The following is a 22,190-nucleotide window of genomic DNA, read 5'->3' as shown; positions in this document are numbered from 1 at the left end:
CTCATGTGTTGCGGCTATCTCATCCCTGAGAGCAGGCCCTATCGGTTGCTGCTGCCTTGGCTTAGTGTGCTTGCTTGTCAGGCTACCTGTCTTGCTCCCTCCTGGGAATGGGGAGCTGCCGCCGCGGTTATGACTTTGGCGGCTCCTGCCCAAAGACCAGCGTGCCGTTGCGGTAGACTGGTATATACTGGGTGATCGCCCTGGTCGAGGTCAGGCCCTGACGGCTCCAGTCGTTCGACGAGTCCCAGTGATACTTGTAGTCACTGCCGATGGCCACGATCAGGGCGAATTCGAGATCGCGCGTATACCAGAGCGGGTAGGCCGACCAGTCGAATTCGTAGTAGTAGACCGTAGTGGAGTTGCCCCAGGCGTAGGGGCCACGCACGGCGACCGGGCCGCCGTTGGGCAGGTACTGGTTCTGGTCGTAGTAGATGGCTACCGAGACCGAGTTAATCGACTGACCGATGGCCTGCAGCTCGCTGATGTTGAAGAAGTAGCGCACCTTGAGGCCGGTGACGAACTGCGGCGGCTGGGTGGTGTCGCTATGGAGCGTCAGCGTGATCTGTGTGCTCTGGTTGCTATCCTGATTGACCAGCGCTTCGACGAAGAAGGGATTGACCGGCGTTTCGGCGGTCGAGAAATTAGGATTGGGCTGTTGGCCAGAGCCGTAGTAGTAGTAGAGGCCCGCCAGTGCTCCCACGAAGGCCGCGCTGTAGTCGACCGCCACCTCATTGTAGACGAAATCGTTGGTTGCATCGTCGTGATAGTCGCTGGTGTCAGGGCCGCCGACCAGGCCACCCCAAAGGGTGTGGCGATGGTTGGGAGGGTCAGACATACTGTTGGTGAAGGAACCGTGGGCTGCGCGATGGTGAGGATGTTTGGCCGCATTCGAGGAGAAGCCCACCATGTAGCAGCGGTTCATCGGATTGCTGCCCAGAATATAATTCATCTGCCCTACGGCCCAGTCGGAGAAGCGCGAGTCGCCAGTGTACTTGCGATAGACCAGGGCGCAGAGTTGGGCGGCGGTGTTGTAGCGGCAGGACCCCCAGGTATTGATGACCATGAAGCCGCCGGGCGTGGGCTTGAGGAAATTCTTATCGTTGGGGTCCTGGTGGGCCACATTGGACCAGTATTCGAGGTTCCAGCGGGCGATATACCAGTGCTTGGAGTCGTTGGTGATGGGCGCGAGCTTGAGGAACATGCCCCCCCAAACAGCGTCCCAGCAGTGTACCCAGGTATTTTGCCAGTTATCCTGGGTGCTGTTCATAATGGCCTTGAGGTAGCCGGTATAGTGACCGCTGGAGTCGGTGGCGATAATATCGTTCAGATAGGACTGCTGGCCAGTGGCGATATAGAGCCAGATAGCGGCCCAGGCCAGGTCGTCGCTGTCCCCGCTGGAGTTATAGAAGCCCCCAGAGTAGCCAAGGCCACGATTGGCAACGGCGAAACGATAGAGCGCCTTAGCGTAATCCAGGCATTTGGCGGCGTAAGTGGAGTCGCTGCTCTGGCTGTTGAGGGACATGATGGTCAGAGCGGCAGCGGCCTGTCCACACATGTCGCTGGCCGGCGTCTCGGAGGTGGCGAAGTAGGCCGGGCGCGCCAGGTTCTCCACTTCGGGCGGCGCCCAGACAGTATGATCGATGGAGCCTTCGCCGACCTGATAGCAGAAGGCCACCACATTGCCGCTGCTATCGCGGAAGGTAGAGCGCAGGAGGTAATCGCAGCCCCAGCGCAGGATGGCCATCATGTGGGCCTCCTGCCCGGCGGAGACGAACGCCTGGCGGAATTCATAGAAGCCCCAGCCCAGCGTAGAGATGGCGTACGCTTGAGGCAGGCCAAATTTCACGTGATCGCCAGCGTCGTGGAAGCCTCCGCTGACGTCGACGGTGCCTTTGCCTGCCGGGTCAAGCACCTGCCGATGGGCGGCAATAAAGGAGGCCGACATGTTGGTCCCGACGTTGTTGCTGTTCTTGGGTTGCAGGGGAACGGCGGCGTCGGAGAGGTCGCTGTCGCCGCGCCAGGGGAGGAGACCGCCGGTAACGCCTGGCCCGGATTTCTGGGCGTCATAGAAGTAGATCGACATCTGTAGGGCTGCAGCCAGGTTGTACTGGGGAGCGGGAGCCGCGCTTGCCCCAAGGGGGCTTTCAATACCGGCAAGCGCTGCTCCCAGGGAACCTAGCGGCAGCGCTACCAGCAGATTGCGCGATTGCTGCAGTAGTTCGCGCCGCGAGATGCGGGTAGACACGGTCTGACTCCTTTCAAGACGCTCCTGGGTATCATCCTTGACTCACTCGCTCGTGTCTTGTCCTGTATAGTCAGCGCGCTGCCTTCCGCTTGCTAGCTCATCGCTGGCTGATCGCTGGCCGGCTCACGTCGGCCCGGGGCGAAGACAGACAGGCGGATCACCAGAATGCGCGCAATCACCAGCGCGCAACCCAACCACCTGGAGGCGAGCGCGCCATACTGGCTGAACGAGGCCCGGCCTGCGCTCCTTGTCTGGCTCCTTCCACTTTCCTCTGCCGGGGAAGGTCGGTGCTCTGCACTGTCTGCCTGAGAGCAGTATAGGCAGCGGTCGCGGCAATGGCCAGAGCAGATAGAAGGCAGATGCCAGTCAGTGAGATGACAGCCTTCCTCGTTCTTCCTTGGAGTACTTCCTTTCCATTGATGAGATTACAGCAATTGCGGTATCTCTGTAGCCACTGTTCTAGCAAGACTCGACAACATTGACAGCTTCCCCTGTCGCTCGGTACAATTAACAGAGAGCTAATCTTATCTGATCAAAGGGCTTCCACTGTTCGTAAAGTTGTCTGCGTTCACTGGAAGCAGCAGGTAACACGTATAGATGGTTACTCATCCCGACAACACGAGAGATGCATCGCAGGACGCACCTCCGGCTGTTGCTGTCAAGGGATTGAGCTTTCGCTATCGCGCCCTCGATGAAGAGTCGCCTCCATCGAAGAAGACCAGGATAGCTGTCCCTGATTCCTCTGTTGCCGGTGCGGAGGCGAAGCCCTCGTATGCCATTCGCGATATTTCCTTCTCGCTCGCACATGGGGAGCTTTTGCTGATTGCCGGGCCGAGTGGCTGTGGCAAGAGCACGCTGCTCAAGTGTCTCAATGGCCTCATTCCTCATACCTTCCGCGGAGAACTGAGTGGGGAGATCTGGATCGAGGGGCGTTCGGCTGCTGGTATGAGCTTGCGCGAGCGGGCGCGCTATATCGGCACGATGCTGCAAGATCCCGAGAAGCAGATCGTCGGCAGCACTGTTGAGCAGGAGATTGCTTTCGGCCTGGAGAATCTCAACGTGCCGCGGGCCGAGATCCGTCGGCGGGTTGATGCTGTACTGCAGCGTCTCCATCTGGAATCTTTCCGTCAGGAGGCGACCTTTGCGCTTTCGGGCGGGCAGCGTCAGCAGGTGGCGGCGGCTGGGGTCCTGGTGATGCAGCCCTCGATTTTCCTCTTCGATGAGCCCTTTGCCAACCTGGATGCCCGGGCTATCGATGAGCTGGAAGAGCTGATCAATAGCCTGCGTGCCGAGGGGCGAGCTGTCATTATTGTGGAGCATCGCGTCGAGGAGACCCTCAAGCTGCGCCCTGATAAGGTACTTTTAATGCGGGACGGGAGGCAGGTCTTTCTGGGTGATGTGTCCTCCTTTCTGGAGATGGCCGATCCGGAGCAGGTGAAGCTGCCGATCGAGGCGACGCTACGCCGCGCTACCGAGCCTCGTCAAGTGGTCGAGCGACTGGTGCGCCCGATTGTGACCAGAAGTGCGGGGGCAGCAGAGGCTCACCCAGCCGAGCCGGTGCTCGTCTTCGAGAATGTCCACTATCGCTATGAGGCCGATGGCGAGGAGATTCTGCATGGCATTTCGTTCAGGGTGGGCCGTGGCGAGACGATCGCCCTGCTCGGGCCGAATGGAGCCGGCAAGACCACCCTGGTCAAGCAGGCGCTAGGATTGCTGCGTCCGACGGCGGGGACAGTCTTGCTCTATGGCGAGGATACGCGCAAGCTCAGCGTGGCCCAGCTGGCGACGCGCATCGGCTACGTCTTCCAAAGCCCAAGTGCCATGCTCTTCGCTCCTACAGTTCAGAAGGAACTGAGCTTCGGCCCCGAGAATCTGCGCTTCCCGCCCGAGCGGCTCCAGCGCGCTGTTCAGCGAGCTGCCGAGGCTCTGGATGTAGCTCGTTTTGCCGAGCGTTCCCCTCTCTCTCTTAGTTTCGGGCAGCAGAAGCGGGTGAGCATCGCCTCGGTCCTGGCGATGGAGAGCCGTATTCTGCTGCTGGACGAGCCGACGGCGGGTCAAGATTATCGCTCCTATATCTCCTTTATGGAGCATCTGCGAGAGCTTCCTGAGCTGGATGCCCTCCTCTTCATTACGCATGATCTCGATCTCGCGCTGCGGTATACCCAGCGCGTTCTTCTCCTCAAGGATGGCCACCTGGTGGCCGATGGGGCACCGCTAGAGGTGCTGGCCGATCAGACCTTGCTGGAAAGCTGTAATTTGCGCCCGACTTCGCTCTTGCGCTATTTGCTGACGGAATGTAGTCGCAGCCTGGCGTGACGGGCGAAAGTGAGTAGAGCTATCTGCTCTTCTCCGCTGGTTTGCTTCTTCCTGTGACTGTCGTCCCTGGTCTGTCTGTGTTATCCCAAGGGTCTGCGATCATTGCGATCATCCAGAAAGGAGTTCATTGCTTTATGGCTACGACCGAGAAAGAGAACCTGTCTGAGCGCGAGGTCACAAGCCGGGTGTGGGGGATTGGGGTCCGGCACATTGTCTACATGGCGCTTGGGGCGGCGCTCTATGGCATTTTCAGCTACTTCACGAATATTCTCCAGCTTCCCAGCGCTGGCAATGTCTCGTTCCGCCCGGCCATCGTCATCCCTCTCTTTTTTGGGGCCGTTTTTGGTCCCTGGGTGGGCCTCTTCTCCGGCGGTGTGGGCAACCTCTTGGGCGACTATATCTCGGGCTATGGAGTCTACTGGAACTGGGATGTAGGTAATGCCCTGATTGGCTTTATCGCCGGCCTGGTGATCTACTTTACCTGGGGCGTCTATCGCAATTCGCGCTCCATCGTGCTGGCGGAGGTCTTTGCCGCGCTGGGGGTCATCGTCGGCATCGGTTTCGCCTCCATTACGGAGATCTGGCTCTCGAAGCTCAGCTTCGCGACTGCTGTCGTCGGCTACTGGCTGCCGGCGGCGCTCTCCGACCTGATCAATGGCCTGATCCTCTTGCCCATTCTGCTGCTGGCTTATCGGGCAGCGATGGTGCGCTTCGGGCGCTGACTGGTCGCTCGCCCTGCCCGCAGGGCAGTCTCAGGCTCCTGAGCCGCAACCTGGCTGGCGCGGCGGAAGCTGAGGGGCTGCGCTTTCCGCTCTGGTCTGATCAGAGAATCGGCTCTGTTCTCGCGAAGATGAGTGACCGAGGAGAAGGGGGAGAGGGGTGGGAGGACCGACGATAGGGGCTGTCGCTGGTCTCGCTCTCGGCTCTCCTGTCGCCGCTCTCCCTTCTCTCTCTTGCTCTGTGGTGTTGGCAGAAGGAAGCATGTGCCATGCTCATAGCACTCCCTTATATCAAGCGTGATACGCCTATTCATCGTCTTGATCCACGGGTCAAGCTGCTCTTGCTGCTGGCCTATGGTCTGGCCGCGGCTCAGACGTCGAATGTCTGGCTGATTCTGGTCGGCTTTGTGGGATCAGCTTGCTACTATGCCCTGGCACGCCTCAAGTGGTCGGAGACGAGGCGGGCCTGGCTTTTCATTATCTTTCTCAATGTGATCCTGGTCTTTGGCAACTATTTTCTCTCCGGCGGTGCCATCGTCCAGGGAATCGATCTGAGCCACCAGCATCAACTGTTCTCGCTGCCGTTCTTCGGCTTTCTCAATCATCCTCCCTATGTTGGCCCGAAGCCGCTGATCTTCAGCGTAGAGAGCATTACGTACATGCTGACGATGGGCCTGCGCAACTTCAGCATTGCCTTCCTGGCGGTGGTGATCCCCTATACAACCAATCCTGGCCAGATCGGAGTGGCTTTCAAGCAGCTGGGCCTGCCGGATCAGTTTGCTTATGCCATCGATCTCTCGTTCCGCTTCCTGCCGACGCTGGCCCGCGATTTCAGTGTGACGCTGGATGCGCAGCGCGCGCGGGGCTTCGAGCTGGATAAGCTGCGCGGCGGTATCTTCGGCAGGATCGCCCGCCTGGCCCCGCTGGTGGTGCCCATTGTGATCGGCTCGGTAGTGGGAGCGGAAGATATTGTCAATGCAATGGAGCTGCGTTGCTTTGGGGTGGGACGACGCACCTGGCTGACGGAGCTGCAGACTCGTCCGCTCGATCGCCTGTTGATGGCTCTGATCGTTGCGCTTTTTGTGCTGGTGACGGCCCTCAACATTCTCGGTAACTTCTACGTCAGTGGTCCGCTGCACATTCTCCATGAGCAGGGCCTGCCAGCTTTTCTCCTGCGTTGAGTCGGAGATGAGCGAGGTCGGCGGTCGGTGGCTTTCGTCGCTGAAGCCGCCGACCTGCACTGCACTGCACTGCAGACCGAATGGCCCAGGCCGTGTCGGGACTCGGCTTCTCTTGCTATGATATAGACGACAGCTTGTTTTTAGGCGAATGAGGTCCCGGATGAGACGTACGTTTCTGACACGCCTGCGGATCAATGGCTCCTATTATGTGCTTGGGGGGCTGCTGTTGCTGCTTGGGGCGCCGCTCTACCAGTGGCTCTGGCTGCTGCCGCATGGCTATGGTGAGGCCCTGGCTGCGGCCAGCCACGGTCAGTTTGCTAGCTATCTTCTCTGGCTGCATCTGCATATCTGGTCTTTCGCTCTCTATCGCCTGCTGCAGATGGCAGCCTTCGCTCTTGCATTGAGCTTGCCTTTCACGCTCTTTCGCATCATTGTTGCCCAGGAGGTCTTGGGACGCGACGAGGAGGAGGGAACCGGTGCAGCAACGGGCGAGGAAGTCCCCCCTGCCGCAGAGGCGGAGATCGCTGATGGCCCACGGACTGATGTTGCTGCCGGCGAGAAGCCCTTGCCGCAGACTGCCGAAGAGCTGCTGGCCGTGCCCTGGCGCGGGAAGGGCTTCGCGGTCATTGCCGCTTGGGCTGGCATGCTGGGTCTTCTCTTGCTGGTCTTGGGCAATCTGGCCAGTACGGTCTACCAGATAGGGGTGGCGCGCACTTTCACGGCTGAGGCCGTGCTGACGCCGAGTTTTGTCCTGGTGGTGGGCATTTGTTCGCTCGTAAGCAATACGGCTGGCGGGCTGCTCCTGGCGCTGGCAATGCTGCTGTTCGGCTTCGTGATTGTGCGTAGTGGCCTGCAGCTCTGGCCGCCGCTCTGGGTGGCTCTGGGCTATGTGGCGATTCTGCTGGCGCTCTTCCTGATTGGTAGTGCCGTGCAGGTGGCTCTGGCACCGGCCAGCGGTCAGGCGTTTTTGACGACACCGGCTTTCTTGCTCTTCGCTCTCTGGACGTTATGGCTGGGCCTCATCCTGGTACGGCTGCGACCTGCGCCTGCCTCCTGACGCTGGCGGGCGGGTCGCCGCTCAGGCTGGCGCAGTCCTTCCTCTTGCTCTCCTCCTCTCCTCCCTGCCTCTCCCCCAAAAAAAGAAAGAAACGGGATATCTGAATCCCCACCACCGCGCCCACAGAGTGGTAGAGCGACTCCCGTCCCCTACAGTATAACCTAAATGCCTCTTGTAACACAAGATATATAGGAGAGATTGGATATAAGGTACCCCAGGTTCTCTGCCCCTCGTGTTGCAAGGAAGAGCTGCACTCACGACACTCGGCACGGGAACCTTGGGAGCTTGTGTGAATAAGGCAGAGCTTTTGAGCGTAGCTGCACAAAAGTGCTCATTGGTCTCAGAGATCTGTCCCGGTTCGCTGAGGAGCAATTGTCGTCCATTCTCGTCTCGCGTTTTCCAGGGGACAAAGCGGGGTCGGGCCTGGCCTGAAGTGGCCGACCCCGCTCGTCGTCAATCTGCCCCGCCTGCGCTGGCTCGCCTGCTGCTGGCGGGCCAGCCTCAGAGCCGCGGTCCTAAGACTGAGCGGGAGGCTCGTCGCTAGTCGCTGACGAAGAGGAAGGACCTTCTTCCGCGCGGCTACTCTCGCTGGAGGAGCCGGCAGGGCTGCTGCTGGCGGTGGAGGAAGGCGAGCCATAGATCAGGTCAGTCAGCTCCTTATGCGTGCGCTCGAGGATGCTGCGCAGGCGTGACAGGCGGTTAGGATCGCCCACGGCGGAGCGTCCGGCGATCATGAAGAGACGAGCCACCTCGCCGGCCTCCTGGCGCAGCGCCTGTAGCTCTGGCGACCAGGCACGAGCGCCAGCCGCGTGCAGTGGCCAGCCTGGGCCGAAGCGTTCCGCCTCGCGCTGGTGCTCGGCCAGGAAAGCGCGTCCGGCCTCTGTGATCGTATAGACCTTGCGCCCCTCGGCCTCGCTAGAGGTGATGAAGCCGCGATCCTCCAGCATTTGCAGAGTTGGATAGATCGAACCCGGGCTAGGGCTATAGAAGCCGCCGGCTCGTTCCTCCAGCACCTTCATCATCTCATAGCCATGCATGGGGCGCTCCTGGAGCAGCTCCAACAACACATATTTCAGATCGCCGCGCCCAAAGAAGCGCAGACGCTCAAAGAAGGCGGCGGGACCGCGCGGGCCGGGGCCGTGTGGACCATGCGGGCCGTGCGGGCCGTGTGGACCTGGGCCGAAGGGAGGCCGCCCACGGCGTGCCTGCCAGAAGCGTGGAAGATCTGGGGTAGGAGGGCGCTGCCAGGGGAACGAGCCACCATCATCCCAACCGTAAGACTGCCAGACAAAGCGTCGACCGAACATGAAACGGAGCTCCTTTCTCTGCTCTATCTCCAGCGTCGGACCCCCTCGCTGGTGAGTGAGGGTCACCCAAGGCGCTACGAGATAACGATATATCGAAAACCACTGTGTTTAGTATAACGATATATCGTATCTATGTCAAGGGATCGAAAGCAGCCCGCTTGCAGAAGGGAGGGGGGCGTGATAGGATAAACTGACGGAGAGAGAAGCGCGTGGGAGTGGGAGAGCCGGCTGGCGGTGTAGGGTAGACAGCAGCCAGCTAACATGCCCCATGTACTAGAGAGCCGAGAGACTTGTCGACAGCATTCACCGACCGTGTATAGTTTCTCTTAGGTTAAGAAAATTGCCGAGAGAGGTAGACGTCGTTTGTCAGTTGAGACTGGAATCAGCCACAGGAGATCTGAGGTGCCAGAACAGTATTATCGCCCAGGAGAGCGGCACGTCGGAAAGCGAGTCGTCACCATTGGCGGAGGCTCTGGAACCTTCGCCCTCCTTTCGCATCTCAAAAAGTACCCATACAACATCAGCGCCATTGTCACCATGTCCGACAGTGGAGGAAGCTCGCGTCGCCTCATGGATGAGTTTCGGCGTCAATTGCCGCTGGGGGACCTGCGCATGTCGCTCGTTGCTCTGGCCCGCAATGGGGCGCTGTGGCGCGAGGTCTTCATGCATCGCTTTGAGAGCACAGATGAACAGGGAGAAGGGAAGGGGGGAGTTGGTGGCCACAGCCTGGGGAATCTCATTCTCAAGGGTCTCCAGGACATCAACAATGGCGATCTCATGTTGGCCATTGAGGATGCGCAAGAGCTGCTCAACACCGCCGGGCGGGTGCTGCCGGTCACACTGGCGCAGACCACCATCTGCGCTGAGCTGGAGGATGGCACCACTATTTGTGGCGAGACCGACATTGACACGCGCGGCAAAAAGAATCTGGGGCCGCTCTCGCCCATTGTCCGCTTGCGCATGGTGCCCGAGGACGCGCCGGCCTGCCCCCAGGCCATTCGTGCCATTCGCCGGGCTGATGTCATCATCATTGGTCCGGGTGATCTCTACACGAGTCTCATCCCTAATTTCCTCGTCAAGGACATCGCGCGTGCCGTGCGTGAGTCCGAAGCCGAGAAAGTCTATGTCTGCAACCTCATGACCAAGCATGGGGAGACCGACGGCTACAAGGCCTCTGATTTTGTCAGCGAGATCTATCGCTACCTTGGGGGCCGCGTCGACCGCGTGATTGTCAACGATGGCCCGTTCCCTCCCGAAGTGCTCCGCACCTACGCTGAGGAGAAGAGCGAGCCGGTGGTCGTCGATCGTGCTCGTTTAGCCAGGCTGGTGCCAAACGTCGTCATTGGCCATTTCAATCTTGAAGATGATATGTTGGCCCGTCACGATCCCGAGCGGCTGGTGAAGGCTATTTTCTCATCCGATCCTTTCTAGTTCCAGCCAGCCGGAATCTCTCCCTTCTGATCCTGCCGCATCGGCTTGCGCTCGGCTTCTGTCCCTTTTCCAGGCCGAGGGCCAGCTGCCAGCTACGGCTGGGGGTGGCGCCACGCTTTGGGGCCGCGGCCAGGTCAGACGAGAGCTGCCAGTGTGGTAGTGTGCGAGGAGGCCGCTCGAGAGCAGACGGCCAGGGCCAGGCACCCAGCCAGGCCAGCCTCTGGCCTCGCGCACATAGCTGGCTTCGCCTCGTCTGATGGCCTGCGTTCTCTCCTGTGCCTGAGCGCTTGCGGGGCTTCTCCCCTTTAGGGTAAAGTGCGGGCGATCTGCTCGAACTCCTCCCGCGGAAACGCTCGCATGGTCTGGCTTCGTAGGCTGCCTTGAGCGATGACACCAAGAATCAAGCGCGCGGCAGTCTGATCGTCAGGAGCCTCGGTAATGATGACATAGTCGTACTGGCCCATGACCAGATAGAAGCCGATCAGCTTGCCTCCTGCTTCCTGGAGCGCCTTCTCGAACATCTGGAGACGTTCGGGGGCGTTCTTTGCTTCCCTGATCCCTTGCTCAGTCAGATTGACCAGGCTGATGTAGGTTGGCATCGAAGGACCTCCTCGCCCTTGACAGGTCTTCAACTCAAGATGGAGCGCTACGGGGTCAGCCTTCTGTTGCAATTGTACACTCCCAATTGCACTTTCACAAGCTCTACTGCCAGCCTGTCAATCCTTTCTTAATCGTAATTTTTCTACTGTCCCTCTTTCAGGCTGATGGACGCTGAAAAAAGAAGCGATGTTCGCAGTAGCCGGCCAGCATACCCACCAGCGAGAAGAGAGCATTGGTGTGTCCGGGCAGTGAACCAAGAACGACCAGGCCACTATCGAGCAAGAGGTAGGCCAGCATGGCCAGCACCATCCCGAGGTAGGGGCGCACGAACCAGGTGATCAGCAAGAAGAGGGGTTGGCTCCGTGAGGTGGACTGGCGCAGAGAGACCAGGCAACTGACGCAACCGCCGAGCAGACCGTAAGCCAGGACCAGCCAGGGCACGCCGAAGGGGGCGAAATCTGGCGTAAAGACCGCCTGTCCAAAGCCCAGCCCCTCGCTGATGGCCAGGGCCAGCACGGCCAGGAGCAAGAGAGCATGATAGACGGAGAGTGCCAGTAGCCAGCCCTGCGGAGCCGGGCGGGTGGCAGCGGGGGCAGGCGGTGGCTCAGCCGGGCCTGCGGACTGCGCTGGGGCTGGCAGCGCTGACTTTGGGAGGGTTGTCCCTGGCGCCTGGGTCTGGCTCGGCAAAGCCGGGGTAGGCCGCTCTCGTTCATCTTTGCCTGAGACGGCCACGATTGGCTCCGTATCCAGTTCATCGCTCTGCGCTAGATGGTGGGCGATCGCCGGCCCGCCTGGCCCGCTGGCGAGTCCGCGTGCGCTCCTTCCCCCTGCTGACGCAGGGGAAGGGCTGGCCCGGCCTTCCAGGTCCAGCAGGTAGCTCTCCGGCAGCTTCTGACGGCGGGCGCTCTCCAGCAGGTGCCGCACATAGGGATCGCCTGTGTAGCGCTCGGGTAGACATGGTTGGAAATACTTGCGAACCGTTGCCGAAGCGATGTAGGTTGTGCAGGTAATCTCGCGCTGGCGGAGAGGCTCGTGGACTACCACCGTTAGCGGCTCGAAGAGGCCGATTGGAGGAACAGCATCGTGAGCCTTATCCAGGGGGACCACGCCGTCCTCTGCCGGCAAAGCCAGCCGACGCGGCACACGATAAAGCATGCCCCAGACAGCGGCAGCCGGGTCGCTGCTCGGCAGAATCGAGGCCACAACCTCGCCCGTGGCTGTGCGCACTGTGCCAAAACCTAGCTCGTAGCCTTTGAGCATCCCTGGTCCGTACGGCAGTGCCAGCCCATCCAGCAATTGGGGACTGTTCAGCACCACCGTATCCATCTCTGGGCCGTACTCAAACAGCCAGAGAAACTCATTGCGCTCCTGTCCCGGCTGTGTTGAGGCGGCCACGTCCTCCTTCTCCATCGCCTGGCTGGCGATTGGCAGCGGCGTCTCTTCCAACGAGCTGTATGCTTCGGGGACGGGAGGCGCAGCCGGGGCCTCCTCGGGAAAGGGGGCGCCGCCATCCGTCAGACGGGGGCCGAAGGTGCTCGCCGCCTCGCCCAGCGCCAGCGAAGGCGGGCGTGGCGTACTGCTGCGCACAATGGGCACACCTGGCGCTACAAAATCGTCAGCTCGTCGCCGCTTCTCTCCACGCCCCTCGCGTCCCTCACGCATCTCTCTTCTCTCCCTTCGCTCTCTCTCGATCGGAGCCTCGCGCTCCCGCTCATGTTCGTGCGCTGGCTGTGCCTCGCCTGACTGACTCTCCTGCCACTCTCCCTGAGCCGGCTGCTCAGTATCACCGTGCATATCACTTCCCCCTTCCAACTGCAGGCGCGGTGCCTGGCCTGTGCGTAGCCCTCGTCCCGCCCATGCCCATCATCGCCCCTGACGACAGCAGTGCGCCGCGCCGTTCCGTGTCGTGCCTGGTCATGACCTGGCGTAGAGCCTCATTTCCACCCTGGCCAGTGCCCGGCCAGTCTGTCATTCCGTGCCGGGCCGCAAGCTCCGCGCTCTGACGGCACTGGGATCAGAACAGAGAAGGACGGGCCTCCCAGCCCTCGCCTGGTCTATGTGTGGTCTCGCCTCGGCTCTGCAGCTCTGGGGCTGTGTCCTCGCTAGCGCCCCTGCCCTGGTCCCTCTCTGCCTGATCCTACTCGCCTTGCTTGAGCAAGCGAGCATAATGCGGAGATGCTGTAAGAGATGGTTCCACTACTGCAATTGATAGGATACACATTTGTGTCGCTTTCGCCAAGTCTGCAGGACCTGTGGCTAGCGAAAGTCGCTGAGCGGCTCCTTATTAAAAAAGCCGCGCTCGGTCACAATAGCGGTGACCAGCTCGCCGGGGGTGCGATCGAAATAGAAGTTGCGCACCTCGATGCCGGGGGTAGGCTCCTCCAGTACCTCCTCTGGCTCTTTCTCCTCCAGGAGGGAGAGATCACCTGTCCAGGGCTGGGAGGAGATTTTCAGGGATTCGCACAGGACATAGAAAGGGATGCCGTAGCCGCGGCAAGCCCAGGCCAGGAGGGCGGTACCGGCTTTGTTGATGACATCGCCGTTGGCGAGGACGCTGTCGGCGCCGACCACCACCGCCGTGCACTCTGGAAGAAAGATGGCCGCCTCGGCATCGGTGATGAGGGTAACGGCCAGGTTCAAGGCCTGCAGGCGGCGGGCCATCTCGCGGCCTTCATAGCGGGGGCGCCCCTCCAGGACAATGACCCGTTTGATCTGGGAGGTGCAGGCGTGTAGAGCCTCCAAGACGGTTCCCGAGAGACTATGCGTCATCAGGGTACCGGCCAGCAGTGGGCGAGCATGAGCGATGATTGCCTGCGGTGCGCGCTCATATTCTTCGCGCAAGCGCGCTGCCTCCAGTGCCATGCCTGCCGGTCCTCCTGATGCTTGTAAGATACGCCGGACTGCCCCGGCGATGGCGGCCATCGCTGGACGGGCCTGCAGCAGCTCCTCGCCGGCAGCACGCACCTGGGCCAGCCTCTCTTCTGGTGAGCTGTCTGGGGCGCTGGCCAGCTCTTCCAGGATGGCAATGGTCTCGCCCACCAGCCAACGTGAGCCATGTTCGCGGTCATTGCGCACAGCCTCAATGCGCTCCTGGAGATTCTTCATGCTTCTCTCCCTTCATGGTTGGATCTTGGCTTTCGGGCCTGGTCGCTGCCATTACTAGTTATTATCGCGCGCTCTCTTAAGGCGTGCCAAGGGTCAGAAAAGCTGACTTTGCCTGACGAGGTCTCTTTAGGGGCCTTCTCTCCTGATTTGATCAGGTTCCGATTGGTTCACTTTGGATCGCCGGCATTGGCTCTTGTGATTCGCTGCTTGGCGCACTACACTGCTATTGGTATGAGCCAATGCAGGAGGGGGGAAAGTATGCCACAGTCACGCCCATTTGAACCCCACTCACGCCCGTGGTCCGCTGCTCCTGCCGCCTCCGTCTTTGTTCGGCTTGATCGCAGCAGCAGTGTGCCGCTCTATCGGCAGATTTATCACCAATTGCGTGAGGCGATCCTCTCTGGGTCCTTGCCCGAAGGGACCCGTCTGCCCACGGAGCGAGCCTTAGCACGCGAGCTGGGTGTCAATCGTACAACGGTCATGAATGCTTACAACGAGTTGGCGAGCGAAAGCCTCATCGAGGGGCATGTGGGGCGTGGGACATTGGTCCGTCGCAGCCTGCTCGCTCTGGAGGATGAGGAATGCGAGCCAGAAATGCCTTCCTGGCTGCTGGGACTCTCCGCCGGCGAGAGCGAGGTGCTTGGGCCTGATGCCCGCTTGCTCAGCGAGCTGATGGCGCTGGCTGAGTACGGCGGGATGATCTCCTTTGCCAGCGCCATGCCTGAGCCTGGCTTGCTGCCGGCGGAGCTGTTCCGCGAGATCTGTCAGGAGGCGCTCTTGCCTGCTCGTCAGGAGGCGCTCGGCTACTGCCCGGTAGAGGGCTTGCAGAGTCTGCGTCAGCAAGTGGCTCTGCGGATGCGCCGGCGGGGAGTGCCTGTAGATGCCGGGCATATTTTAATCCTGTCTGGCTCGACGCAGGGGATCGGTCTCGTTGGGCGTTTTCTGCTGCGCCCCGGCGATGAGGTCGTGGTCGAGGTTCCCACCTACATCGGGGCCATTCAGGCTTTTCGGGCCTTGGGGGCGCGGGTCATTGGTATCCCGCTGGATGCTGAAGGCTTGCGTCTGGATCTCTTGGAGAGCGTGCTAGCGCGCCATCGTCCGCGGCTGATCTATACGCTGCCGACCTTTCAGAATCCGACAGGCGTGGTGATGTCGCCTGAGCGCCGACGGCGCTTGCTGCAGCTCTGTCGGCGCTATCAGGTGCCAGTGTTGGAGGATGATACCTACGGTGAGCTGTATTTCGATACGCCGCCACCTCCGCCGCTGAAGGCCCTCGATAGCAGCGAGCAGGTGATCTACCTGAGCACGTTCTCCAAAATGCTGGCGCCGGGCCTGCGGGTAGCCTGGCTGGCCGGACCGGTCCCGATGATTGAGCGTCTCTCGTTGCATAAGCAGATCTTTGATTTGAACACCAATGCCTTTAGTCAGTGGCTGGTGGCTGAGGTTTTGCGGCGTGGCTGGTTGGATGGGCATCTGCAGCGCCTGAGTGCCGCCTATCGGCGCAAGCGTGATCTTATGCTCCAGGCCATTGAGCGCTACTGGCCCCGCGAGATACGGGTGACCCCGCCAGGAGGAGGCTTTCATCTCTGGTGCCGCCTCCCGACTGGCCTGCGGGCACGCACGCTGCTGCGTGAGGCAGCAGCTGAAGGGGTGGCCCTGCTCAACGGCGAGCCATTTCACGTCGATGGTGGCGGCCAACAATATATTCGCCTGAGCTATGCCTATCCCCAGCAAGCGCAGATCGAAGAAGGGATTCGCCGTATTGGCATGGTGTTGAAGCGTCTGTTACTGCAGCGCGGTCAAGAGCTGGCCCGTTCCTCTCCTCCTGAGCATATCCCGATGGTCTGAGAGCACACCTTGTCGCCTCCGCTCGGGACCTGGCTCTGCGCCAGCGCTGGCTGACACTCTGCTCTAACAGGCGTTTGTTGACAGCCTTCGCCCGGTATCGGAAAATGATGACCGGCCAGGCCGACCTGATGTGGCTGGACCGGGATCGTCTTCCTTCCCCTGGCGCTCGCTGATGCTGGCTAGCGCTTGTTGTGAGCTGCCAACCAGGCACCACCTGATCGATCGTGCGCTCCGGCAGGCCTCCAGGGTGCCGTTTACTCCTGCGCATCCTGGGCAGCGTCGGGCTGGTGTGCTGGCTGCACCTGGTCCCTGACTCTGGTCTTTCTTTCAAGCGAACCTGGCGAGCCGGCTGCGGGTACCTGGTCTGATCCCTGGCCGGCTGACTGACTGCGTGAGGCAGGCCGACGGTACAAAAGCCAAGAACGAGAGGAGTGTGTCTGGAGTTGAATCGTCTGACCGCTCCGGGCAAGCGGCTGTTTTTGAGCGGCGATGAGGCGGTGGCGCGAGCTGCCCTGGAGGCTGGTGTCCAGGTGGCGACCGGCTATCCGGGCAATCCTGGCGGTGGGACACTGGCGGCACTCTTGCCGCTGGCGGCGCGTTATGGCCTGGCCGCTGAGTGGAGTGTCAATGAGAAGGTGGCGCTGGAGGTAGCCGCGGGAGCTGCCTGGGCCGGCAGGAAGAGCCTGGTGACAATGAAGATGTCGGGCCTCAATGTTCTGGCGGATTCGCTGCTCTCGATCGCTCACAGTGGTGTCAATGGGGCCCTGGTGGTCTATGCTGTGGATGATGTCGGGGTCTTCTATGGAATGGTTGAGCAGGATTCGCGCTACTATGCACTCCTGGCGAGCCTGCCGCTGTTGATGCCCGCCAGTCCCGAGGAAGCCTATGCGCTGACCCGGCTGGCTTTCCAGGCTTCGGCAGAGACGGGGGCGCCGGTGTTGCTACTGGGAACAACGGCGGTGGCGGCCTCTCAAGCCTGGATCAGAGTAGCGCCTGTCGAGCGTCCTGCCGTGGAGCAGCCGGCTCGCTTCCAGCGGGATATAGCACGCTTCACGAAGGCTGTGCCTCAGTGGTGCCGCGAGCAACATGCTGCTGCCCTGGCGCGCCTGGAGAAGGCTGGTAGGCTGCTGAGTGTGGCCAATGTGCGCGAGGAGCCGACTGGTTCAGTGGCGGCTGCTTCTCGGGAGGGGGGCATCGGGGTAGTGGTCGCTGGCGTGAGTGCAGCCTATCTGAGCGAGGTCCAGGCTCGCCTGAGCACAGCGCCACCACTGGCGGTCTTCAAACTGGGCCTGATTCATCCCCTGCCCGGCGAAGAGCTACGAGCCTTCCTGGCCCCGCTGGAGGCCGTGCTGATCTTGGAGGAGCTGGAGCCACTGATCGAGACCCAGGTGGCAGCCCTGATAGCAGAGCACAATCTACAGGCGCGCTTGCTGGGCAAGCGCACCGGTCTGCTGCCGCGTGTGGGCGAGTACAACCAGGCGCAAGTGGCGCAGGCGCTGGCTGTCCTGTTGGAGACGGCTGGCTACCAGGACGCCGCCGCTGAAGCCCAGGCCCTGGCGCAGCAGTTGTCTGCTCCCCCGGAGGCGGGTGGCTTGTTAGCTCCCTTGCCGCGTACCCTGGAGTTCTGCCCCGGCTGTCCGCACCGTCTGACCTACTACGCGCTCAGGCGCGCCCTACAGGCCGCTGGCTATCAGCCCGAGGAGGTCATCACGGCGGGAGATATCGGCTGTACGATCCTGGGAATGCATGCCCCTCTCTCGGTCTGCTGGACCGAGGTCTCGATGGGGGCCAGCCTGGGAATTGCTCAGGGACTGAAGTACGCTGGCGTTGAGCGCCCGGTGCTGGCGGCGATGGGCGATAGCACCTTCTTTCACGGTGGCATTGCCGGCCTGCTCAACGCGGTACAGGCCGGAGTGCATCTGACCTTGCTCTTGCTCGATAATGGGCTGACGGCGATGACGGGGCAGCAGCCGAATCCAGGATCGTGGCAGGACGGCGCCGAACCAAGAGCCAGGCCGCGGGCCGACATTGAGACAATTGTACGCGGCTGTGGCGTGACCTTTGTACGCGAGGTCAATCCTTATGAGCTAGAGACCACGATGGCAACGCTGCGCGAGGCTCTGGCCTACCGGGGCGTGGCAGTCGTCATTGCGCGCGCACCGTGTACGGTTCCAGGTCGCTTGTTGCCCGGCCAGACGGCCCCGTTTCAGGTCGATGAAACCCGCTGTTGCGCTGGCCGGGGCTGCGACGATCTGCCCTGTTATTATGAGGTCGGTTGTCCATCTGTGGCGCTCGTACCAGCAGAGGGCGGCCCAGGCGAGGGCGAGGGGCCGAAAGGCAAGGGCGAGCGACGGGTACACATTGATCCTCTGAGCTGCGTGGCCTGTGGGCTATGCGCTGCCGCTTGCCCGTTCGAGGCCATCAGCCCGCTGGCAAGTGCGGCCAGCGACCACAACGAGCAGAAAGCGCTGACCTCAGCCTGGCCATCCCTTCTCGTGCGGGAGTAGAACGCTGATGCCCGAATCCGCAGAGCTTGAGCTACCCTGGCAAGCCCTGGTTCTGGCCGGTGTCGGCGGTCAGGGGCTACAGACTGCCCTGGAGATACTGGCGCTGGCCGCCGACGAAATTGGCTTGACAGTGCAGACCTTCGCTCCTCTGAGCCTGGCCCGCCTGGGAGGAAGCGCTTGCTGTCATCTGCGCTTCGGCCCGGCCTCTACGCCACGCATCGCCCCCGGGCAGGCCGACTTGCTCATCGCCTTAGAGATGAGCGAGGCGCTGCGCATACTTCCTCTGGCACGGGTCGGAGCCCTGGCTTTCATCTCTACCTGGCGCCGACCTCCGCTGGCAGCCAGCCTGCGCGGCCAGCCCTATCCTGACCAGCAGACCCTGACTGCCGCTTTACAGCAGCGAGGGATGAAGGGCATCTTTGTGGAACCGCGCTGTTCTGGCTGGTCGCCATCGCCAGCCGGAGAGCGGGCGGCGGAAGATGAAGAGGTTCCTGCTGGATTGCTCTCCCTCTTCATGCTGGCTGTCTGCTGCAGCGCCATTGACCTGCTCCCTCGCGCCGCCCTGGAGCACGCTCTGACCCGGCACCTGGAGGAAGAACCGGCCATCGCTGCTGTGGCCGGGCGCCTCTTCGCTTGCGCCTGGCAGCGCGGCACCCTGCTCAGGCCGCTGCCAGGGACTTGACAAATCCCTGTGGTTGCGGTAATATGCATACGCAAGCACGGTCAAGGCCAGACCAACCGCTGCTGTCTGACATACCAGTCTGTTGGGGTGTCGTTCAACGGTAGGACTGCCGACTCTGGATCGGCCAATCGGGGTTCGAATCCCTGCACCCCAGCCAGTCGGAGAGGCACGAACGCCTCTCCTTTTTTATTTGCCTTCGGGCTGGCAGCTGCGCCTACCGGCTGGTCTTGGGAGAGAAAGCCAACCTAGTCCGCTCCGCAGATTGGCTCAGGAAGACGAGAGCGCACAGGCAGAGCACATAATTCGCAGGTGAGGGTGACGACGAAAAAAACCTCCGAAACGATTGGCTGGCTCTGTCGTATAACAAGTAGGTACGTTTTCTATTTGATGTGCGTCTTCCCTTCGGCCCGTGTTATGGTTTCACGCTTCAATAGAATAGAGTGCTGCTAAAGAAACATCAGGGCCAGGAGGCGAGACCGGAGCGAAGATCGACTGCGAGAAGCTCCTGCCTTCAGGTTGATGAGGAAGGAGTCTGGTTGATCCTGTCAAGCAAACAAGCAAGACTCTCAAGAAAGGGGCATCATCATCGATGTCGACTGGCACTGGCACTGATCCCTCTCATAGAGCATCGTTAGAACCAGCCGGCAAAACAGCATTCGAAGAGGAGATGCGTTCCGCTGCTCGCTGGACGCGCCGGCGTGATATTCCACTGGCCATTCTGGCCTGGATGGCCCTCGGCGTCCTGGTCCTCTGGGGCATCAGCCATGTTGCGCACTCGCTGCTGATGCTGGTAATCGCTGCCTTACTGGCCTATGCGATTGCCCCAGCAGTGCGCTTATTGGAACGCTTTATGCCCCGGCTTATCGCTATTCTGCTAGTCTATCTTGTAGTGCTTGGCGGGCTAAGTGTTCTTCTGTACTTTGTGATCACAACCACGATCGAGCAGATTCTCTCCCTGGCGCACTATGTACAGCAGATGCTGACTCCGAGGCCGGGTGGCTCGGTGACCCCACTTGAAGAGATTCTTAATCGTTTTGGCATCAGCTCAAGCCAATTAAGTGATCTGCGCCAGCAGCTCTTTAACCAGCTAGAGAACATAGCCACCAGCGCCTTGCCGATTGTCACAGGCGTCTTCGAGGGTATCCTCGACATCGTCATTGTGATGGTGCTGAGCATTTATCTGCTCATTGACGGCGAACACGCGGTGCGCTGGTTGCGGCGTGGTGTGCCGACGCGGCAGCGGGCGCGGACCCGTTTCTTTCTGGATACAGTCGAGCGAGTGGTTGGGGGGTATATCCGTGGTCAGCTCCTGCTCTCGACGCTGGTAGGGGTGCTGGTTGGCCTGGGCATGTTCATCCTGCAGGTTCCCTATGCGGTCCTGCTGGGGGTGCTGGCCTTCCTGCTAGAGTTTATCCCGGTCTTGGGGACACTCACCTCGGGGGCGATCTGTGTGCTCATCGCGCTCAGCCAGGGCTGGCTGACGGCGGTGCTGGTGCTGGCCTACTTCATCGGCGTGCATATCGTCGAAGGGGATGTCATCGGGCCACGCATCGTCGGGCGAGCTGTTGGCCTGCATCCGGTCGTTTCCCTCTTTGCGCTGCTGGCCGGGGCTGAACTATTCGGGGTGATCGGAGCCATTTTTGCCGCTCCCCTGGCGGGTATGCTGCAGGCGCTACTGGTGGCCGTCTGGCAAGAGTGGCGTAGCCTCAATCCAGAGCAATTTGAGGAGCCACCGGTGCCATTGCCAGCGCCGACCTCCTTCCCCGTGAAGGCGGAGTCAATCGGGGTGGGCGTGTCGGCCTCGTCAATGGTCGAGAAGGAGGGGGCTGAGGAGACGAGCGCTGCGAGTGGGGCCGGGGCCGTCAGTGCACAAGGAGGCCCGCGCGAAGTGCCGCCGGCTCCCTCAGTCTCGGATCACTTACTCTAACGCCGAAGCACATCCAGTGAAAACGCAGTGTCATGAGCCGCAGGTACCCTCGCTTCTGCCACCTCTGTGGAACGCCGCTGGCGCTGGTAGAGCGATACCTGATTTACTCCAATGGGCTGGTCATCTGCCCAACCTGTGAGAGCACAGTGCCACGCTGTCAGCGCTGTGCTCTACCAGGGCGGCACCTGGAGTGGGCGGGCGGGGCGCTGCTCTGCCCCAGTTGCCGTGCCCAGATAGCCTTCTGCGCTTGCTGTGGGCAGGCCTTGCTGGAAACCGCCTACATGATAGGGGATTCGCCGCTCAAGTATTGCCAGCGCTGCCTGGAGGAGCGCCCCCGCTGCGACGTCTGCCAGGCCCCTATCAATGAGCAAGGGCGCTCGCTGCCTGGACGACATGGCGAGTCATACCGCTGTGCCACCTGCTGGGCTGAGGCGGTCGCTAGCCCGAATGAGGCGGCGCCACTTTACCAGCGCATCTTTCTCCTGCTGCCGCAAGAACCGGGGCTGACCCTGCCTGTGCTGCCCCGTCTCCACCTGTGCGAGCGCGCGCTGTTGCAAGAGCTGCATCAGCAGCGTCGAGAGAGCTTGCAGCCCGGTGAGGAAGGCGCGGCGAGCAATCCCCACTTGCTCGGCATTTTTCTCCAGCAGGGCCAGGAACAGGATATCTACATCGAGCACTATTTACCGCGCGATCTCTTTCAAGCAGTGGCGGCCCACGAGCTGGCTCACGCCTGGCAGTCCTGGCAGGGTTTGGAAGGGCTACCACTCCTGGTAGGAGAAGGTTTTGCTGAGTGGACAGCCTACCATGTCTTGCTCGCCCTGGGCGAGAAGCGCATGGCCCAGCGCTTGCTGCGTCGCCGCGATCTCTATGGTCAGGGCCTCCAACGCTTTTTAACCCTGGAGCAGCACCAGGGCCGCACAGCAGTGCTGGCCGCCGCCCGCGGCTCTCTTCCATTGTAGAACGATCCGCCCGTGCAACTACAAAAGCACACCATATAATCCTCGACTGCCTTTTCTCTTTTTCTCGAAGTTTCGCATCACCCTCGTCTTCTCTGCTGCTCTGGCTGGTGATCAGCAATATTCCTCGCTGTCTGTGTCAAAAGCGGCCTAGGACAAGGCAAAGTGGTCAGCCGTCGCGTGCGGTAGTTCTGGCGCTCACCAGGGAGAGAGGGGAGTGACGTGTAACGGGGAAAGACGTCCGATGGGGCTTCTTATTTTCCTGATGCTGCCGGGATGCTGGTAGACCGCAGAGCGGGCTGTCGGGCG

15 protein-coding genes and 1 tRNA gene are annotated in these 22,190 nt (G+C 61.2%); 11 read left to right on the top strand and 5 right to left on the bottom strand.

The features are described 5' to 3' along the window. Positions 1 to 127: 127 nt before the first annotated feature. The gene (locus tag N688_RS20805; protein WP_052891075.1) at positions 128 to 2,245 is read right to left on the bottom strand and encodes a glycoside hydrolase family 9 protein; all 2,118 of its coding nucleotides are present in this window, start codon (positions 2,243 to 2,245) and stop codon (positions 128 to 130) included. Positions 2,246 to 2,842: 597 nt separating this feature from the next. Here N688_RS20805 and N688_RS20800 point away from each other — a divergent pair. The 4 genes from N688_RS20800 to N688_RS20785 all read left to right on the top strand — a co-directional run bounded on the left by N688_RS20800 (position 2,843) and on the right by N688_RS20785 (position 7,518). After that, positions 2,843 to 4,561 carry an ABC transporter ATP-binding protein gene (locus N688_RS20800; protein WP_052891074.1) on the top strand — a complete coding sequence of 573 codons (1,719 nt, stop codon included), beginning with the start codon at positions 2,843 to 2,845 and terminating at the stop codon, positions 4,559 to 4,561. A gap of 134 nt (positions 4,562 to 4,695) precedes the next feature. Continuing rightward, positions 4,696 to 5,283 carry an ECF transporter S component gene (locus tag N688_RS20795; protein WP_052891073.1) on the top strand — a complete coding sequence of 196 codons (588 nt, stop codon included), beginning with the start codon at positions 4,696 to 4,698 and terminating at the stop codon, positions 5,281 to 5,283. A 266-nt stretch (positions 5,284 to 5,549) separates the two neighbouring features. Beyond that, positions 5,550 to 6,461: an energy-coupling factor transporter transmembrane component T family protein gene (locus N688_RS20790; protein ID WP_052891072.1), complete on the top strand. Its 912-nt coding sequence runs from the start codon at positions 5,550 to 5,552 to the stop codon at positions 6,459 to 6,461. Between the two features lie 160 nt (positions 6,462 to 6,621). Continuing rightward, complete coding sequence (locus N688_RS20785; protein ID WP_052891071.1) at positions 6,622 to 7,518, top strand: hypothetical protein; 897 nt, start codon at positions 6,622 to 6,624, stop codon at positions 7,516 to 7,518. 515 nt (positions 7,519 to 8,033) lie between these two features. Here the strand turns inward: N688_RS20785 and N688_RS20780 are convergent. Beyond that, on the bottom strand, positions 8,034 to 8,825 hold the full coding sequence (locus tag N688_RS20780) for a PadR family transcriptional regulator (RefSeq protein ID WP_052891070.1): 792 nt from the start codon (positions 8,823 to 8,825) through the stop codon (positions 8,034 to 8,036). Positions 8,826 to 9,227: 402 nt separating this feature from the next. Between N688_RS20780 and N688_RS20775 the strand changes: the two genes are divergently transcribed. After that, positions 9,228 to 10,256: a gluconeogenesis factor YvcK family protein gene (locus tag N688_RS20775; protein ID WP_052891069.1), complete on the top strand. Its 1,029-nt coding sequence runs from the start codon at positions 9,228 to 9,230 to the stop codon at positions 10,254 to 10,256. A 305-nt stretch (positions 10,257 to 10,561) separates the two neighbouring features. Here the strand turns inward: N688_RS20775 and N688_RS20770 are convergent, their stop codons facing one another. From N688_RS20770 to N688_RS20760, 3 genes are all read right to left on the bottom strand, one after another. Next, positions 10,562 to 10,855 carry a GYD domain-containing protein gene (locus N688_RS20770; RefSeq protein ID WP_052891068.1) on the bottom strand — a complete coding sequence of 98 codons (294 nt, stop codon included), beginning with the start codon at positions 10,853 to 10,855 and terminating at the stop codon, positions 10,562 to 10,564. Positions 10,856 to 11,012: 157 nt separating this feature from the next. Next, a complete protein-coding gene (locus tag N688_RS20765) occupies positions 11,013 to 12,650 on the bottom strand; it encodes a gamma-glutamylcyclotransferase family protein (RefSeq protein WP_052891067.1) in 1,638 nt (545 codons plus the stop codon). 462 nt (positions 12,651 to 13,112) lie between these two features. Continuing rightward, positions 13,113 to 13,961 carry an eIF2B alpha/beta/delta subunit family protein gene (locus tag N688_RS20760; protein WP_052891066.1) on the bottom strand — a complete coding sequence of 283 codons (849 nt, stop codon included), beginning with the start codon at positions 13,959 to 13,961 and terminating at the stop codon, positions 13,113 to 13,115. 258 nt (positions 13,962 to 14,219) lie between these two features. Here N688_RS20760 and pdxR point away from each other — a divergent pair, with 258 nt between their 5' ends. The 6 genes from pdxR (at position 14,220) to N688_RS20730 (ending at position 21,884) form a co-directional block, all read left to right on the top strand. Further along, positions 14,220 to 15,809, top strand: coding sequence for a MocR-like pyridoxine biosynthesis transcription factor PdxR (gene pdxR, locus N688_RS20755; RefSeq protein ID WP_052891065.1), 1,590 nt, complete (start codon positions 14,220 to 14,222; stop codon positions 15,807 to 15,809). A gap of 443 nt (positions 15,810 to 16,252) precedes the next feature. Continuing rightward, on the top strand, positions 16,253 to 18,316 hold the full coding sequence (locus N688_RS20750) for a thiamine pyrophosphate-dependent enzyme (protein ID WP_052891064.1): 2,064 nt from the start codon (positions 16,253 to 16,255) through the stop codon (positions 18,314 to 18,316). Positions 18,317 to 18,323: 7 nt separating this feature from the next. Further along, positions 18,324 to 18,998 (top strand): 2-oxoacid:acceptor oxidoreductase family protein, encoded by a 675-nt coding sequence (locus N688_RS20745; RefSeq protein ID WP_052891063.1) that lies wholly within the window; start codon positions 18,324 to 18,326, stop codon positions 18,996 to 18,998. 83 nt (positions 18,999 to 19,081) lie between these two features. Continuing rightward, positions 19,082 to 19,155, top strand: a tRNA-Gln gene (locus N688_RS20740). A gap of 432 nt (positions 19,156 to 19,587) precedes the next feature. Continuing rightward, positions 19,588 to 20,925 (top strand): AI-2E family transporter, encoded by a 1,338-nt coding sequence (locus tag N688_RS20735; protein WP_202901985.1) that lies wholly within the window; start codon positions 19,588 to 19,590, stop codon positions 20,923 to 20,925. A 32-nt stretch (positions 20,926 to 20,957) separates the two neighbouring features. Then, positions 20,958 to 21,884 (top strand): hypothetical protein, encoded by a 927-nt coding sequence (locus tag N688_RS20730; protein ID WP_052891061.1) that lies wholly within the window; start codon positions 20,958 to 20,960, stop codon positions 21,882 to 21,884. Positions 21,885 to 22,190: the final 306 nt, after the last annotated feature.

Source organism: Thermogemmatispora carboxidivorans, from assembly GCF_000702505.1.
Lineage (GTDB): Bacteria > Chloroflexota > Ktedonobacteria > Ktedonobacterales > Ktedonobacteraceae > Thermogemmatispora > Thermogemmatispora carboxidivorans.
The sequence above is the reverse complement of the archived record's forward strand: the minus strand, read 5'-3'. Positions and strand labels throughout refer to the sequence as shown.